Origin of the sequence: Streptomyces thermoalcalitolerans (assembly GCF_039525155.1) — a bacterium.
In the GTDB taxonomy this organism is placed as follows: Bacteria; Actinomycetota; Actinomycetes; order Streptomycetales; family Streptomycetaceae; genus Streptomyces; species Streptomyces thermovulgaris.
This window is the reverse complement of sequence record NZ_BAAAHG010000033.1, coordinates 58,696-73,838: the sequence shown is the minus strand read 5'-3', so window position 1 is coordinate 73,838 and position 15,143 is coordinate 58,696. Positions and strand designations below refer to the sequence as shown.

13 protein-coding genes are annotated in these 15,143 nt (G+C 72.7%); 4 read left to right on the top strand and 9 right to left on the bottom strand.

The annotated features are described in order from the left end of the window. From ABD224_RS19035 to ssd, 7 genes are all read right to left on the bottom strand, one after another. On the bottom strand, positions 1-195 hold a 195-nt coding region (locus ABD224_RS19035; protein WP_344051391.1), incomplete at its 3' end, for an Rv3654c family TadE-like protein. Next, positions 192-590, bottom strand: a complete 399-nt coding sequence (locus tag ABD224_RS19030; protein WP_344051389.1) for a TadE family type IV pilus minor pilin — start codon at positions 588-590, stop codon at positions 192-194. The genes ABD224_RS19035 and ABD224_RS19030, both read right to left, overlap by 4 nt. Further along, positions 577-777 carry a DUF4244 domain-containing protein gene (locus ABD224_RS19025; RefSeq protein ID WP_344051387.1) on the bottom strand — a complete coding sequence of 67 codons (201 nt, stop codon included), beginning with the start codon at positions 775-777 and terminating at the stop codon, positions 577-579. The genes ABD224_RS19030 and ABD224_RS19025 overlap by 14 nt, the downstream gene beginning before the upstream one ends. A 70-nt stretch (positions 778-847) precedes the next feature. After that, positions 848-1,633: a type II secretion system F family protein gene (locus ABD224_RS19020; protein WP_344051385.1), complete on the bottom strand. Its 786-nt coding sequence runs from the start codon at positions 1,631-1,633 to the stop codon at positions 848-850. Next, positions 1,630-2,505, bottom strand: a complete 876-nt coding sequence (locus tag ABD224_RS19015) for a type II secretion system F family protein (protein ID WP_344051383.1) — start codon at positions 2,503-2,505, stop codon at positions 1,630-1,632. Before ABD224_RS19015 ends, ABD224_RS19020 begins: the two co-directional genes overlap by 4 nt. Beyond that, positions 2,498-3,670, bottom strand: a complete 1,173-nt coding sequence (locus ABD224_RS19010) for a TadA family conjugal transfer-associated ATPase (protein ID WP_344051381.1) — start codon at positions 3,668-3,670, stop codon at positions 2,498-2,500. The genes ABD224_RS19015 and ABD224_RS19010 overlap by 8 nt, the downstream gene beginning before the upstream one ends. A 158-nt stretch (positions 3,671-3,828) precedes the next feature. Further along, entirely contained in the window at positions 3,829-4,932 is a 1,104-nt protein-coding gene (gene ssd, locus ABD224_RS19005; protein WP_344051379.1) for a septum site-determining protein Ssd, read from the bottom strand. Between the two features lie 646 nt (positions 4,933-5,578). Here ssd and ABD224_RS19000 point away from each other — a divergent pair. Beyond that, positions 5,579-6,409: an HAD family hydrolase gene (locus tag ABD224_RS19000; RefSeq protein ID WP_344051377.1), complete on the top strand. Its 831-nt coding sequence runs from the start codon at positions 5,579-5,581 to the stop codon at positions 6,407-6,409. Between the two features lie 581 nt (positions 6,410-6,990). On the opposite strand, the gene ABD224_RS18995 is transcribed toward ABD224_RS19000, so the two are convergent. Continuing rightward, positions 6,991-7,854, bottom strand: coding sequence for a Fic family protein (locus ABD224_RS18995; RefSeq protein ID WP_344051375.1), 864 nt, complete (start codon positions 7,852-7,854; stop codon positions 6,991-6,993). A 99-nt stretch (positions 7,855-7,953) separates the two neighbouring features. On the opposite strand from ABD224_RS18995, the gene ABD224_RS18990 reads away from it, so the two are divergent. Then, positions 7,954-8,934, top strand: a complete 981-nt coding sequence (locus tag ABD224_RS18990) for an ATP-binding protein (protein ID WP_344051372.1) — start codon at positions 7,954-7,956, stop codon at positions 8,932-8,934. Between the two features lie 82 nt (positions 8,935-9,016). Here the strand turns inward: ABD224_RS18990 and ABD224_RS18985 are convergent, their stop codons facing one another. Then, the gene (locus tag ABD224_RS18985; protein WP_344051370.1) at positions 9,017-10,273 is read right to left on the bottom strand and encodes a polysaccharide deacetylase family protein; all 1,257 of its coding nucleotides are present in this window, start codon (positions 10,271-10,273) and stop codon (positions 9,017-9,019) included. Between the two features lie 319 nt (positions 10,274-10,592). Between ABD224_RS18985 and ABD224_RS18980 the strand changes: the two genes are divergently transcribed. Together ABD224_RS18980 and acs are read left to right on the top strand one after the other, a co-directional pair. Next, on the top strand, positions 10,593-13,022 hold the full coding sequence (locus ABD224_RS18980) for a SulP family inorganic anion transporter (protein WP_344051368.1): 2,430 nt from the start codon (positions 10,593-10,595) through the stop codon (positions 13,020-13,022). Positions 13,023-13,149: 127 nt separating this feature from the next. Then, positions 13,150-15,114, top strand: coding sequence for an acetate--CoA ligase (gene acs / locus ABD224_RS18975; RefSeq protein WP_344051366.1), 1,965 nt, complete (start codon positions 13,150-13,152; stop codon positions 15,112-15,114). The last annotated feature ends 29 nt before the right edge of the window (positions 15,115-15,143 follow it).

Here is a 15,143-nt window from a genome sequence, read left to right as displayed (position 1 = left end):
GCAGGCCACGGCAGGGCCCTCGGCCCAGTGGCCCGCCGCCGCGAGCGCCGCAAGATCGGCGGCCCCGGCCGCACGATGCCGGCCGACCACCGCCTGCCCGAGGGCGAGACCGGTGCAGAACACCACGCAGAGCAGGGCGATCACCCCGACGCTCCACACAGAGGCGGACCCGCGGTCCGAGAAGCGGTGCCTCATGCCCCCGCCCCTCCCGGCGTCCCCACCGTGTCCTCCGCCTCCGCGACGGCCTCCTCCCTCAGCCGGAAGGGCAGCACGCCCCTCCCCGGCGGATCGGCCGTGACGACCACGTGCACGTGGTCCCCCCGACGGGTCACCGTGACCTTCGCCCCGCGCGGTGCCACCTCCCGGGCCGCCCGGACGACCGCGTCCCGGGGGTCCTGACGGGCCGCCGCCCGGGCGCCGGCCCGTGCCGCGTCCACGCACTGGATCTGTGCGAGCACCACCAGCAGCCCCCACACCAGCGTCGTCACCACGAACACCAGCACGGGCAGGACCATGGCGGCCTCCGCCGTCACGAACCCCGCGTCGGCGACCTGCCGCGCGCGCCCGCCCCGGCGCTCACGTCCGCGCACTGAGCGCCCGCCTCACGATGTTCTGCAGCTCGGCTCTGACCTGCCCGCTGGTCACCACCTCGTACAGCAGCACGGCGAACGCCACCGCCGCGACGATTCCCACCGCGTACTCCGACGTCACCATTCCCCTGTCCCCGCGCATCCGGCGCACCAGGGCACGCAGTCGTGCCCGCGCCTTTCCGTACATCTCAACCCCCGTAAGGTATCGGTCTGTTGGTCCCTCACCGCGTCCCGCTTCCGTCCCGGGTCCTCCTCCTTCAGCCACCACCCCCGTCCAGCACCCCGCCCGCCAGACCGATCAGCACCGGCAGCACGCCGACCGCGACGAAGGCGGGCAGGAAGCACAGCCCCACCGGCGCGGTGACCAGAACGGCCGCCCGGCGCGCTCCGGCCGTCGCGGCCCGGGTCCGGTCGGCGCGGACGTCGGCCGCGAGCCGTGCGACCGGTCCGGCGGCGGGCAGCCCCGACTCGTCGGCCCGTTCCAGCAGGCGTGCCAGGGCCGCCGCTCCCGGTAGCGAGGCGAGTCCGCGCCAGGCGTCGGCCGGTTCCCCGCCGAGCCGCACCTCCGCCGCGCCCCGGGCCAGCCGGTCCCCGACCGGCCCGCCCAGTGCCTCACCGACCGCCTGGGCGGCACTCACCGGACCGGCCCCGGCCGCGATACAGGCCGCCAGAAGGTCGGCGGCAAGAGGGAGTTGGCGAGCCGCCTCGGCCTCGTCGAACTCCGCTTCGGGGCGGCTCTCCGCCCACCGCCGCCACTGCCGCATCCCGGCCGCCCCGGCCAGCCCGACCACAACTCCCGCGAACCCGCCGACCAGCGCCCATCCGGCACCCGCCACCCCCACCACCGGCAGCCACCGCCGCACGGCGTCCGGCACCCTCAGCCGCGGACCCGGGCGTCCGGGCGCCTGCGCACCCCACAGCGAGGTCATCCGCCGCCGCACGCTCCGCTCCCGGCGCACGGTCTCCAGCCATCGCACCAGCAGCCACAGCAGCGCCGAAGCTCCTACCGCCATCCCCAGCCTGTGGACAACGCTCGCGCTCATGCCGCCTCCGCCGCCCGTACGATCCGCAGGGCCCACCACAGCCCCGCGCCCTCCAGCAGGCCGCCGACGACCAGGCAGCCCAGGCCCGCTCCCGTGTGCAGCAGCACGCGCAGGGGGTCGGCCCCCATGGCCGTGCCCAGCAGCAGTCCCAGGACCGGCAGGCCGGCGAGCAGCACGGCCGTCGCCCTGGCTCCCGACAACTGGGCGCGCAGATCCGCGCGTTGGTCCCGTTCCGCCCGCAGCGCCCCGTCGAGCCGGTCGAGTCCGGCCGCCAGGGCCGCGCCCTGGTCCACGGCCACCCGCCAGCAGGCCGCGAGCCCCCGCAGTCCCCCGGCGCCCGGCTGCCGCGCCGCCACGGCGAGCGCACCGGGCACGTCCCCGCCGAAACGGGCCGCCGCCAGCACCGCCGCCTGTGCGTCGCCGAGTCCGCCGGAGTCCCGTGCGGCGTACAGCAGCGCCTCGCCCGGCTGCCGCCCGGCGCGCACCTCCCCGGCGAGGGCACCGCACAGGGCGATCACGGCGTCCGCCCGCCGCTCCTGTGCGCGGCGCGCGTCCCGGGCGAGCCGGGCACGGCGCAGCAACGGCATCGCCACGGCCCCCGCGACGACCGGCAGCACCGAGGCGCCCAGCACCGCCAGCACCACCCCGGCCGCCGGCGCCCACCACTCGCATCCCAACCGTCCGCGCAGACGGGACAGTTCACCGAGGATCCGGTTCCGGAGCGGCGGCCTGGCGCCCGCTGCTCCGCCACCGGAGAACAGCGACCGCGCCCGCCGCGCCCCGGCGTGCCGTCCGCCCAGCAGCCCCACGGCCGCTCCGGCACACCCCACGGCCGCCACCACGGCCAGCGGCCCCGGCATCCCCTCACCCATCCCTCTCACCGCTCCCTTCCCGGTTCCCCGGCCGAAGCAGCTCCCGCAGCCGCTCCCACCCCCGCTCCTCCACGAACGCCTCCGCGCCCCACCGCAGCGCCGGCACCGTCCGCACCAGTCCCGAGGCGTCCCGTTCCAGCACCCGCACCTCGTCGATCCGCCGCCGTCCGGAGCGGTCCCGCACCAGGTGCAGCACCACCGACAGCGCGGCCGCCACCTGGCTGTGCAGCGCGGCCCGGTCCAGCCCGCCGGCGGTGCCCAGCGCCTCCAGCCGGGCGGGGACGTCCGCCGCCGCGTTGGCGTGCACCGTGCCGCATCCGCCGTGCCCCGTGTTCAGCGCGGCCAGCAGATGGACGACCTCGCCGCCGCGCACCTCGCCCACCACCAGCCGGTCCGGCCGCATCCGCAGCGCCTGCCGCACCAGGTCCTCGAGGGTCACCAGGCCCGCGCCCTCCTGGTTGGCGGGTCTGGTCTCCAGGCGGACGACATGCGGATGGTCGGGCCGCAGCTCCGCGGAGTCCTCGGCGAGCACCAGCCGCTCGTCCGGGCCGGCCAGTCCGAGCAGCGCGCTGAGCAGCGTGGTCTTGCCGGTGCCGGTCCCGCCGCTGATGAGAAAGGACAGCCGCGTGCGGATCAGCGCCCGCAGCACACGGTCGCCGCCCGGCGGCACCGTGCCCGCCGCGACCAGTTCGTCCAGCGTGAACGCGCGCGGCCGTACGACCCGCAGGGACAGGCAGGTGCAGCCGACCGCGACCGGGGGCAGCACCGCGTGCAGCCGGGTCCCGTCGGGCAGCCGGGCGTCCACCCATGGCCGGGCGTCGTCCAGCCGGCGCCCCGCCACGGCGGCCAGGCGCTGTGCGAGGCGCCGTACGGCCGCCGCGTCGGGGAAGGCGACGGCGGTCCGCTCCAGCCCCCGTCCCCGGTCCACCCACACCCGGTCCGGGGCCGACACCAGGACGTCGGTCACCGACGGGTCGGCGAGCAGCGGTTCCAGCGGGCCGCTGCCGATCAGCTCGGAGCGCAACTGCTCCGCCGCCCCGAGCACTTCCGCGTCCCCGAGCACCCGGCCCTGCTCGCGCAGCGCCTGTGCCACCCGGGCGGGTGTCGGCTCGGCTCCGCTCTCGGCGAGCCACTGCCGTACGCCGTCCAGCAACTGGGCGGGCATCCGGGGACCGTGGACGGAGGGACCGTGGACGGAGTCCGTCCGCCCGAACGCGCCCGCCGGGAAGCCCCGTTCCCCCGTCCGTCGCCGTTCTCGCCCTTCTCGTTGTCCGCGCCGTTCCCGTTGTCCTCGGCGTTCCCGTTGTGCGAAAGGTGTCGTCCTCATGCGGCGGCCGTCTCCGTCAGGGCCCGCTCCCAGAAGGCGGCGCAGAACCGGGCGAGCGGTCCGCGCGCCACCGCACCGGGCGGTGTCCCGCCCGCGTCGGGCCGCCGCAGTGCCGGCTCCACGGGCACCTCACCGGCCAGCGGCAGCCCGAGCAGCCGGGCCACCTCGCGGTCGTCGAGACCGGGCGCGTACGGCCCCCGTACCGCCACCCGCAGATCGCGCAGGACCATGCCGACCACGGAGGCCACCCGCGCGGAGGCCGCCACGGCGCGCAGTTCGGCGGGGACCACGAGCAGACCGAGGTCGAGCTGGGCAAGAACCTCGGCGACGCCCTCGTCCACCCGGCGGGGCAGGTCGACGACCACGGCGCCGCCGCGCCGCCGGGCGGCGGCCAGCACCGCCCGCACGGCCTGCGGCGGCACGGTGACGCAGTCGCCGCGGTCCCAGCTGAGCACGCGCAGTGAGTGCAGTTCGGGCAGCGACTCCTCCAGGGCACCGCCGCCGACCCTTCCACGCGAGGCGGCGAACGCCGGCCAGCGCAGCCCCTCGGCCGTCTCCCCGCCGAGCAGGACGTCGAGCCCGCCGCCCAGAGGGTCGGCGTCCACGAGCAGGGTGCGCAGCCCCTCCCGCGCGGCGGTGACGGCGAGCGCGCAGGCCAGCGTGGACGCCCCCGCCCCGCCGCGCCCGCCGATGACGCCCACGGTGAGTGCGGGCCGGCCGACGCCCTCGGCGACGTCGGCGATGCGGTCGACCAGCCACTGCTCCCCGTCGGGCAGCACCAGCACATGGTCGGCGCCGATCTCGACCGCGCGCCGCCAGATCCCGGGGTCGTCCTGGTCGCGGCCGACCAGCACCACCCCGTGCCGGCGCGGGGCTCCGCGCACCCGACGGGCGGCGTCGTCGCCGACCAGCACCAGGGGTGCGCCCTCCCAGCCGCCTCGCTGCTCGGGCACCCCGTGATGGACCTCGGGGGTGGCGCCGGCCGCCGCGCACAGGCGCAGCAGGTCGTCGAGGAGCTCGGCGTCCTCGGTGACGATCAGCGGTCCGCCCTGCCGTCCTGGTGCGCCGGGCGGTGGATCGTGTGTGACGGTTCCGGACACGGGTCGGTCCCCCTTCGCTGCTTCCCGCGCGCGGCCTGCGCGGCCCCGCGGATCCCGGATGCGTGAAGAACCGGCAACCGGCCTCCACAGGGACGGCCGGTACGAACCGGCCCCGCACACCCAGCCCTCGCAACCGGCCGCCGGGACCACCGGGACCACCGGAACCAGTTGTCGGAACCAGCCATCGGAACCGGCATGAACTCGCCGAACCCGCCGCGAGAGGTGCGCGTCGGAATCACGGTGCAGCGTTCCGGAAAATCGTGTGGATCTTGGTGGAAAACTGTGGACGACTTGTTGGCTGTGAATATCGCCTTCACCCATACCGGTGAGGCGTACGCGAGTTCCCGTGCGAATTTCACAGAGCAGCGCCGCGACTACGCACCGTGATGGATCATGAAAAGCGGCGGCGCACCCCGCACCGCGCGGACGGACGGCGGGACAACCACCGACAGAAAGGGAAAACCCGCCCGGACATGCGACGACCCCCGCCGGGGGGGAGAGCGGGGGTCGTCTCCACGGCCGACTCGGGGGGGGAGGAGTCGGACCGGGTTAGCACGGTCGCGAACGATCCGTGACTTCCATGGTGTACCCGAGAGCCTTCTCAGGCAAACCCACGCGCCCACCTTACGCCGAATGGGCTGCCCCTATGCTCGGGGGCGTGGAAAACCACTCCTTGCCCCGCACAGCGGCCTTCTTCGACCTGGACAAGACGGTCATTGCGAAGTCGAGCACGCTCACCTTCAGCAAGTCCTTCTACCAAGGCGGCCTGATCAATCGCAGGGCCGTGCTGCGCACCGCGTATGCCCAGTTCGTCTTCCTCGCCGGCGGCGCCGACCACGAGCAGATGGAGCGCATGCGCGAGTATCTGTCCGCGCTGTGCCGCGGCTGGAACGTGCAGCAGGTCAAGGAGATCGTCGCCGAGACGCTCCACGACCTGATCGACCCGATCATCTACGACGAGGCCGCGTCCCTCATCGAGGAGCACCACGCCGCCGGCCGCGACGTGGTCATCGTGTCCACGTCGGGCGCCGAGGTGGTCGAGCCGATCGGCGAGCTGCTGGGGGCGGACCGCGTGGTGGCCACCCGGATGGTGGTGGGCGAGGACGGCTGCTACACCGGCGAGGTGGAGTACTACGCCTACGGCCCGACGAAAGCGGAGGCGATCCGCGAACTGGCCGCGTCCGAGGGGTACGACCTGGCCCGCTGCTACGCCTACAGCGACTCGGTGACCGACCTGCCGATGCTGGAGGCGGTCGGCCATCCCCACGCCGTGAACCCGGACCGGGCACTGCGCCGGGAGGCCATCGCACGCGGGTGGCCGGTCCTCGACTTCCACCGGCCGGTGCGGCTCAAGCAGCGGCTGCCCGCCTTCTCCGTACCGTCGCGTCCGGCTCTGGTCGCGGCGGCCATAGGAGCGGCGGCGGCCACCGCGGGGCTCGTCTGGTACGCCAGCCGGCGCCGGAGCACGGCGGCCTGAGCCGTATTTCCGCCACCAAGCGTTCCGCGCCGATCATTCCGCGCCGACCGTTCCGCCACTGGTGTTTCCCTGCCGGCGCCGGTTGTTCCCTGCCGGCCGTTCCGCCACCGGTCACCACCCGGCGGTCCCGCGCGCCGTACCCACCCCCTTCGAACCCCGTTGACCTCTATAAGTCCTATTTGAACCTGAAAGTAAAGAAGTGCCGCCAGGGGTTCCGTTTGTCTCCTGTTTCCAGTACAAAGGAGTTGACGGCCCGCGAGACCGAAGGACATCCGAAAGGACCACCCTTACGGCGCGATTTGGCCCCACGGACCGTGTATGAACATCGGGCACCCACGCGACGTCGACCCGTCGATTACGGGCCCGCCCACCAGGGGACGGGCAAAGTCCCCGGCCTGATGGGCGACACATCGAGGACGCTTGGTAACTCGGTGTTCATGCCAGCGGCGGTACGACCTGTCGTACCGCCGCATTTCTGCGCCTGTCTGCGCTTCCGCACCCGGCCCTTCCGGCCCTTCCGGCCCTTCCGACCTTTCCGCGCCCACCCGCGCCCGGCCCGCCGTCAGGCCGCCCCGCCGTCGTCAGGCCGCCCCGCGCTGCAGTGCCTCGCACACCGCCATCGACTCGCGCGCACCCAGTTCCACCGCCCTGGCGCAATGGGCGATCCAGGCCGCCATGCCCTCCGGGGTGCCGGACAGATAGCCGTCGAAGGCGTCCAGGTAGGCCGTGCGGCCCAGTTCGGCGTGGCCGACCTCGGCCGGGCAGACCGACTTGGGGTCGAGACCGCTGCCGACCAGGACGATGCGCTCGGCCGCCCGCGCGACCAGCCCGTTGTGGGAGACGAAGGGGCGCAGCGCCAGCAGCTCGCCGTGCACCACGGCCGCCGTCACCAGGGCGGGCGCGGAGGTGCCCGCGACGAGCAGGTCCGCCAGGCCCTCCAGGCGCCCGGAGACCTCGGCCGCGCCCGGCAGCGCCGCCTCGATCAGCGGCTCGTCGACGGCCTCGCCCTCCTGGCGGGGCCGCCCGACGGCGTCCTCCTGCCTGGCGGCGGCCACCACGTGCAGCCGGGCCAGCACGCGCAGGGGCGACTGCCGCCAGACGGACAGCAGTTGGCCGGCCTCGGCGGTCAGGCGCAGGGCGGCGCCCATCACCCGGGCCTCGTCGTCGCCGCCGAAGTCGGTGCGCCGGCGCACCTCCTCCAGCGCCCAGTCCGCGCCGGACAGCGCCGCGGAGCCGCGCGCGCCGCGCAGCGCCGCCTCGGAGGTGATCTCGTTGCTCCGGCGTCGCATGACCCGGTGTCCGTAGACCCGGTCCACGGCCTTGCGCACGGACTCCACGCACTCGGACACACCGGGCAGCGCTCCCAGGGCCGCAAAGGGGTCCCCGCCGCCCGGGCTCTTCCGGGAGCCGGGGGAAGGTGCAGCGGCCGCGCCTGTCGTACTCATGAGTACGACCCTACGCCCCAGGCGGGACGCTCCCCGAAGGAGTGGTCTTCTTCACGAGGCTTGTCACGCAAAGCCACCGCCTGTATACGCTTTGTGAACATGAAAATTGCTTTCGTCGGGAAGGGCGGCAGTGGCAAGACCACCCTGTCCTCCCTGTTCATCCGCCATCTCGCGACGACGGGCGCGCCCGTCGTCGCGATCGACGCCGACATCAACCAGCACCTGGGGGCCGCGCTCGGACTGGAGGAGGAGCAGGCCGCCGCGCTGCCGGCGATGGGCGACCAGCTCCGGCTGATCAAGGACTATCTGCGCGGCACCAACCCGCGCATCGCCTCCGCCGACACGATGATCAAGACGACTCCGCCGGGCGAGGGCTCGCGCCTGCTGCGCCTGAACGAGGACAACCCGGTGTACGACGTCTGCGCCCACCCGGTGGAACTCGACGGCGGCACCGTGCGCCTGATGGTCACCGGCCCCTTCACGGACGCCGACCTGGGAGTCGCCTGCTACCACTCCAAGACCGGAGCGGTGGAGCTGTTCCTGAACCATCTGGTGGACGGCCGCGACGAGTACGTGGTGGTCGACATGACGGCGGGCTCGGACTCCTTCGCCTCCGGGCTGTTCACCCGCTTCGACATCACGTTCCTCGTCGCCGAGCCGACCCGGAAGGGCGTCTCCGTCTACCGCCAGTACAAGCAGTACGCCCGTGACTTCGGCGTCGTGCTGAGGGTCGTGGGCAACAAGGTGCAGGGGCAGGACGACCTCGACTTCCTGCGCGCCGAGGTCGGGGACGACCTGCTGGTGACCGTCGGTCACTCGGACTGGGTGCGCGCCATGGAGAAGGGCCGGCCGCCCCGGTTCGAGCTCCTGGAGGACGCCAACCGCCGTGCCCTGCAGCTGCTCCAGGTCACCGCCGACGCCACGTACGAGCTGCGCGACTGGCACCGCTACACCCAGCAGATGGTGCACTTCCATCTGAAGAACGCCGCCTCATGGGGGAACGAGCGGACCGGGGTCGACCTGGCCGCCCAGGTCGACCCCGGCTTCGTCCTCGGCGAGGATGTCGCCACCCCGGCCTGAGCGCCCTCGGCCTGAGCGCCCTCGGCCTGAGCACTCCCCGGTCTGAGCGCCCCCGGCCCGAGCACCCCCGGCCCGAGCGCCGCTACGGCCTGGGTGCTCCGGGCGCCCCTCTGGGGGCCGGGGCCGGACGGTTCGGGAGGAAGGACGCCCAGCCCTGCTCGGGCGCCTCGCCGACCTCCAGCGTGCGCAGTCTCGCGAGGGTCTGCGGGTCCTGGGCGTCCAGCCAGTCGACCAGCTGGCGGAAGGAGACGCAGCGCACCTCGGGCTTGGTGCACACCTCCTTCACGACCTGCTCGACGGCGCGCATGTAGGTGCCGCCGTTCCAGGACTCGAAGTGGTTGCCGATGATCAGGGGGGCGCGGTTGCCGTCGTAGGCCCGGTGGAACCCCTTGAGCAGACCGTCCCGCATCTGGTTGCCCCAGTGCTCGAACAGGGCGGGATCGCCCTGGGTCTGCGTACCGGACTGATTGACCATGAAGTTGTAGTCCATGGCCAGCTGTTCGAAGGTGTGCCCGGGGAAGGGCACCAGTTGCAGCGACAGGTCCCACAGACCCTCGCGCTTGGTGGGCCACACCTGGCGGCTGACACCGCTGCTGTCGTAGCGCAAGCCCAACTGGCTCGCCGCCTTGATGAAGTTCTCCTGCCCCTCCAGGCACGGGGTGCGGGCGCCGATGAGCTCCTTGTCGTAGTCGAAGGGCAGCGGGGGCACGTCCTTCAGGCCGGTGTTGGTCCTCCAGGTCTTCACGAACTGCTTGGCCTGGGCGATCTCGCTCTTCCACTCCTCGACCGACCACTCGCCGACCCCGCCGCCGGGGCCGCAGAAGTGGCCGTTGAAGTGCGTGCCGATCTCATTGCCCTCCAGCCACGCCAGACGGATCTGCTCGATCGTGTCGGCGATGCCCTTCTCGTCGTTGAAGCCGATCTCGGAGCTGCCCGGGGGGTGCCGCGGCGGGCGGTACAGGTCGCGCTTCTCCTTCGGCAGCAGATAGACGCCGCTGAGGAAGTACGTCATGGTCGCGCGGTTCTCCCGGGCGACCTTGCGGAAGTGCGAGAACAGCTTCTGGCTGTCCTCCCCCGCCCCGTCCCAGGAGAACACGACGAACTGCGGGGGTCTCTCACCGGGCTTGAGTCTCTCGGGTCTGGGCAGGTGCGGCTGGGCCCCGGTGTACGCGGTGGACCCGTCACCGATCAGACGGACGACGCTCCCGGGCGCCGGCGCGCCCCTGCGCGGAGCGTCGTGCGTGCTCCGTTCGGGCGCCTCCGGGCCGCTCGCACAACCGGCGAGCGACGAGAAACAGACCACGGCGACGCCCACGGCGATCCTCCGGGTGGCGGTCATGTTCCGCCCACCTTCTTCCTTCTCTCGCTTCTCTCGTCCTGCGCCGAGACGGCGTGTGCTGGTGATGCGCCGGACGTGCCGACGGCGCCGCCAAGGTCGCACGGACCGAGGAAGGAATTAATACGACAAGCCGATGAAAATCTTGCTTCACTCGTGAAGATGATGAGATGCGCCATTTGCACGGAACATTAGTGATCGCCTTTTACAGGGCATTACGATCGCTTTACTCAACGCTGATTCCGCCGTGCCTGTCGGCCAGGTGCCAGGTGGTTGAGCCAGTCGACACCTCCGCGACCGCGCCACCCCGAGGAGACGGAACATGCAGGCCCGCATCCCCGCCCGCACCGTGAACTCCGCCCGTACCGAGCGCTTCCACCCGCCCCACAGCCCGCCGCGTCCGCGTCTTCCCCGGATCGCGGGCGCCGATCCGTCGGCCTCCGTCACGGTCTTCCTGATCGCCCTGCCGCTCTCCCTCGGCATCGCCCTGGCCACGGGCGCCCCGCTGCAGGCCGGCCTTGTGGCCGCCGCCGTGGGCGGACTCGTCGCCGGCCGGCTCGGCGGCTGTCCCCTGCAGGTCAGCGGCCCCGCCGCCGGACTCACGGTGGTCACCGCCGATCTGATCCACCGTTATGGATGGCGTACGACCTGTGCCATCACCGTTCTCGCCGGTCTCGTCCAACTCTGCCTGGGGTGCCTGCGCGTGGCCCGCAGCGCACTCGCCGTCAGCCCCGCCGTCGTGCACGGCATGCTCGCCGGGATCGGTGTGACCATCGCCGTCGCCCAGCTGCACATCGTGCTCGGCGGCAGTCCGCAGAGCTCCGTGCTCGACAATCTCCGTGTCCTGCCCGCCCAGTTGGCCGACCTCGACCCGGCGGCACTCGCCGTGAGCGCGCTGACCCTGGCACTGCTGCTGTCCTGGCCGCGTCTGCCCGGACGTCCCGGCGGCCTGCTGCGCAAGGTGCCGTCCGCGCTCGTCGCCGTCGCCGGGGCCGCCGCCGTCGCCTCCCTCGCCGGGCTGATGGTGCCCCGGGTCGAGCTGCCCTCCTGGCGCAGCCACGCCCTGGCCGGACTGCCCGAGGGACCGGTGCTCGGCCTCGTCGCCGCCGTGCTCACCACCACGCTGGTGTGCAGTGTGCAGTCCCTGCTCGGCGCGGTCGCCGTGGACAAGCTGGTGGCGGGCCGCACCGGTGCGACCGCCGGCGTCGGACGCTCGGACCTGGACCGGGAACTGCTGGGCCAGGGCGCCTCCAACGTCGTCTCCGGTGCGCTCGGCGGACTGCCGGTCGCCGGTGTGGCCGTGCGCAGTTCGGCGAATGTGCACGCGGGCGCCGTGAGCCGGAACTCCACGATGCTGCACGGCGTGCTCGTGGTGATCGCCGCGCTGCTGATGGTCCCGGTCCTGGAGCTCGTCCCGCTCGCCTCGCTCGCCGCCCTGGTGATGGCCGTCGGCATCCGGATGGTGTCCCTGCACCACATCCGCACGGTGACCCGCCACCGGGAGGTGCTGGTCTACGCCGTCACCGCTCTCGGCGTGGTGGCCCTCGGCGTCCTGCAGGGCGTGGCCCTCGGCGTCGCCGTGGCCGTCGCCGTCGCCCTGCACCGCCTCGCCCGTACCCGCATCACGCACGAGGAGCGGGAAGGAGTCCATCACATCCACGTACGAGGACAGCTGACGTTCCTCGCGGTGCCGCGGCTCAGCCGGGCCCTGCACCTCGTCCCCCCGGGGGCCGCCGCGGTCGTCCGGCTGGACGGCTCGTTCATGGACCACGCGGCGTACGAGTCACTGCGGGACTGGCAGCGGACACACTGCGCACAGGGCGGAACGGTCGAGCTCACGGGTCTGCGCGCGGGGGTGCGCATCGCCGAGCCGACCGGTCCGGACGGCACCCGGTGCCGGTGCCGGCCCTGGACGCCCTGGCGCAACCACCAGTGCGAGGACGGACCGCGGACCGCGCCGGCGTCCGACGGACGCGGCTGGCATCTGGCGCGCGGCCTGCGCACGTTCCAGCACACCATCGCACCGCATGTGCGGGCGGAGCTGGCACGGCTGGCACGGGAGGGGCAGCGGCCGTCCCAGCTCTTCCTCACCTGCGCCGACTCACGGCTGGTCACCTCGATGATCACGTCCAGTGGTCCCGGCGACCTCTTCGTCGTGCGGAACGTGGGCAACCTCGTGCCGCCGCCGGACCACGAGGGCGACGCCTCGGTGGCCGCCGCGGTCGAGTACGCGGTGGACGTGCTCGGGGTGCGTTCCCTGACCGTGTGCGGCCACTCGGGGTGCGGGGCGATGAAGGCCCTGCTCGACTCCGGCCCCGGGCAGGCCCGCACACCGCTCGAGCGGTGGCTGCGGCACGGGCTGCCCAGCCTGGAGCGGCTGACCGACGACGCCCACCGCACTCCCCGGATGGACGGACGGCCGCCCGCCGACCCGGTCGAACGGCTGTGCCTGATCAACATCGTCCAGCAGCTGGACCATCTGCGCGCCCACGCCCCGGTGGCCCGCGCCCTGCGGGAGGGAAGACTGGAGCTGCACGGCATGTACTTCCACCTGGGCGAGGCCCTGGCGTATCTGCTGACGGAGACGGCCGGGGAGAACGGGGAAAACGGGGAGAAGGTGTTCACCCGGGTGGGTGCGGCGGAGGACCCGCGGACGGCAGACCCGGCAGGCCTGGCAGACCCGGCAGACCTGGCAGACCTGTCCGGCACCCGGTCACGCAACGGGCAGCGCACAGAACTCTCCGGAAAGTGAACCTCCGGCGTTCGCCGTCCGTGACCCGTGAATGAGCGGGTGCCAGGATGGGGAGAGGGTTGACCGGCATCCGCGGTGCTCGGAGAATCGAGCCCAGAATGGTCTAAACCAATTGGGACGGTGTGCGATGGCTGAGAACGAGCGTTCTTCACTCTCCAACCTGTTGAAGGAGGAGCGACGTTTCGCGCCGCCCGCCGACCTGGCCGCCAACGCCAACGTCAAGGCGGAGGCGTATGAGCGGGCCACGGCCGACCGCCTCGGCTTCTGGGCCGAGCAGGCCCGCCGGCTGACCTGGGCCAAGGAGCCGACCGAGACGCTCGACTGGTCGAACCCGCCGTTCGCCAAGTGGTTCAAGGACGGCACGCTCAACGTGGCGTACAACTGCGTGGACCGGCACGTCGAGGCGGGCCTTGGCGACCGTGTCGCGATCCACTTCGAGGGCGAGCCCGGCGACAGCCGCGCCCTCACCTACGCCCAGCTCAAGGACGAGGTCTCCAAGGCCGCGAACGCGCTGCTCGAACTGGGCGTCCAGAAGGGCGACCGGGTCGCGATCTACATGCCCATGATCCCGGAGACGGCGATCGCCATGCTGGCCTGCGCCAGGATCGGCGCGATGCACTCCGTGGTCTTCGGCGGCTTCTCCGCGGACGCGCTCGCCACCCGGATCGAGGACGCCGACGCCAAGGTCGTGATCACGGCCGACGGCGGGTACCGGCGCGGCAAGCCGTCCGCGCTCAAGCCCGCCGTGGACGAGGCCCTCCGCCGTGTGGACCGCGTCGAGCACGTGGTCGTGGTCCGCCGCACCGGGCAGGACATCGACTGGACCGAGGGCCGGGACATCTGGTGGCACGACCTCGTCGACCGGCAGTCGGCCGAGCACACCCCCGAGGCCTTCGAGGCCGAGCACCCGCTGTTCATCCTCTACACCTCGGGCACCACCGGGAAGCCCAAGGGCATCCTGCACACCTCCGGCGGCTACCTCACCCAGGTGGCGTACACGCACTGGGCCGTCTTCGACCTCAAGCCGGAGACCGACGTCTACTGGTGCACCGCCGACGTCGGCTGGGTCACCGGCCACTCGTACATCGTGTACGGACCGCTGGCCAACGGTGCGACGCAGGTGATGTACGAGGGCACGCCCGACACCCCGCACCAGGGCCGCTTCTGGGAGATCGTGCAGAAGTACGGCGTGACGATCCTCTACACCGCGCCGACCGCGATCCGTACGTTCATGAAGTGGGGCGACGACATCCCCGCGAAGTTCGACCTGTCCTCCCTGCGCCTTCTCGGCTCGGTCGGCGAACCGATCAACCCCGAGGCGTGGATCTGGTACCGCAAGAACATCGGCGGCGACCGCACCCCCGTGGTGGACACCTGGTGGCAGACGGAGACCGGCGCGATCATGATCTCCCCGCTGCCGGGTGTGACCGAGGCCAAGCCCGGCTCGGCCCAGCGGACGCTGCCCGGCATCTCGGCGACGGTCGTGGACGACGAGGGGCACGAGGTGCCCAACGGCGGCGGTGGCTACCTGGTGCTCACCGAGCCGTGGCCGTCGATGCTGCGCACCATCTGGGGCGACGACCAGCGGTACATCGACACGTACTGGTCCCGCTTCGAGGGCAGGTACTTCGCCGGTGACGGCGCCAAGAAGGACGACGACGGCGACATCTGGCTGCTCGGCCGGGTCGACGACGTGATGCTGGTGTCCGGGCACAACATCTCCACCACCGAGGTCGAGTCCGCCCTTGTCTCCCACCCTGCGGTCGCCGAGGCCGCCGTGGTCGGCGCGTCGGACCCGACGACCGGGCAGGCGATCGTCGCCTTCGTGATCCTGCGCGGCTCGGCCACCGAGAACGAGGACCTGGTGAGCGAGCTGCGCAACCACGTGGGCTCGACGCTCGGCCCGATCGCCAAGCCCAAGCGGATCCTGGCGGTGGCGGAGCTGCCGAAGACCCGCTCCGGGAAGATCATGCGGCGCCTGCTGCGTGACGTGGCGGAGAACCGGGAGCTCGGAGACGTCACGACGCTGACCGACTCCACCGTCATGGACCTCATCCAGGCCAAGCTCCCCGCGGCGCCGAGCGAGGACTGAAACGGGGACTGAAGCAGAACCGAGCGGAA

Coding starts and splice junctions, on each gene's coding strand:
- ABD224_RS19010 (WP_344051381.1), bottom strand. CDS start 3,670: ATGCCCGCCCAGTTGCTGGACGGCGTACGGCAGTGGCTCGCCGAGAGC.
- ABD224_RS18995 (WP_344051375.1), bottom strand. CDS start 7,854: ATGAGTACGACAGGCGCGGCCGCTGCACCTTCCCCCGGCTCCCGGAAG.
- ABD224_RS19000 (WP_344051377.1), top strand. CDS start 5,579: ATGCTCGGGGGCGTGGAAAACCACTCCTTGCCCCGCACAGCGGCCTTC.
- ABD224_RS18990 (WP_344051372.1), top strand. CDS start 7,954: ATGAAAATTGCTTTCGTCGGGAAGGGCGGCAGTGGCAAGACCACCCTG.
- ABD224_RS18985 (WP_344051370.1), bottom strand. CDS start 10,273: ATGACCGCCACCCGGAGGATCGCCGTGGGCGTCGCCGTGGTCTGTTTC.
- ABD224_RS18980 (WP_344051368.1), top strand. CDS start 10,593: ATGCAGGCCCGCATCCCCGCCCGCACCGTGAACTCCGCCCGTACCGAG.
- ABD224_RS19015 (WP_344051383.1), bottom strand. CDS start 2,505: ATGGGTGAGGGGATGCCGGGGCCGCTGGCCGTGGTGGCGGCCGTGGGG.
- ABD224_RS19020 (WP_344051385.1), bottom strand. CDS start 1,633: ATGAGCGCGAGCGTTGTCCACAGGCTGGGGATGGCGGTAGGAGCTTCG.
- acs (WP_344051366.1), top strand. CDS start 13,150: ATGGCTGAGAACGAGCGTTCTTCACTCTCCAACCTGTTGAAGGAGGAG.
- ABD224_RS19025 (WP_344051387.1), bottom strand. CDS start 777: ATGTACGGAAAGGCGCGGGCACGACTGCGTGCCCTGGTGCGCCGGATG.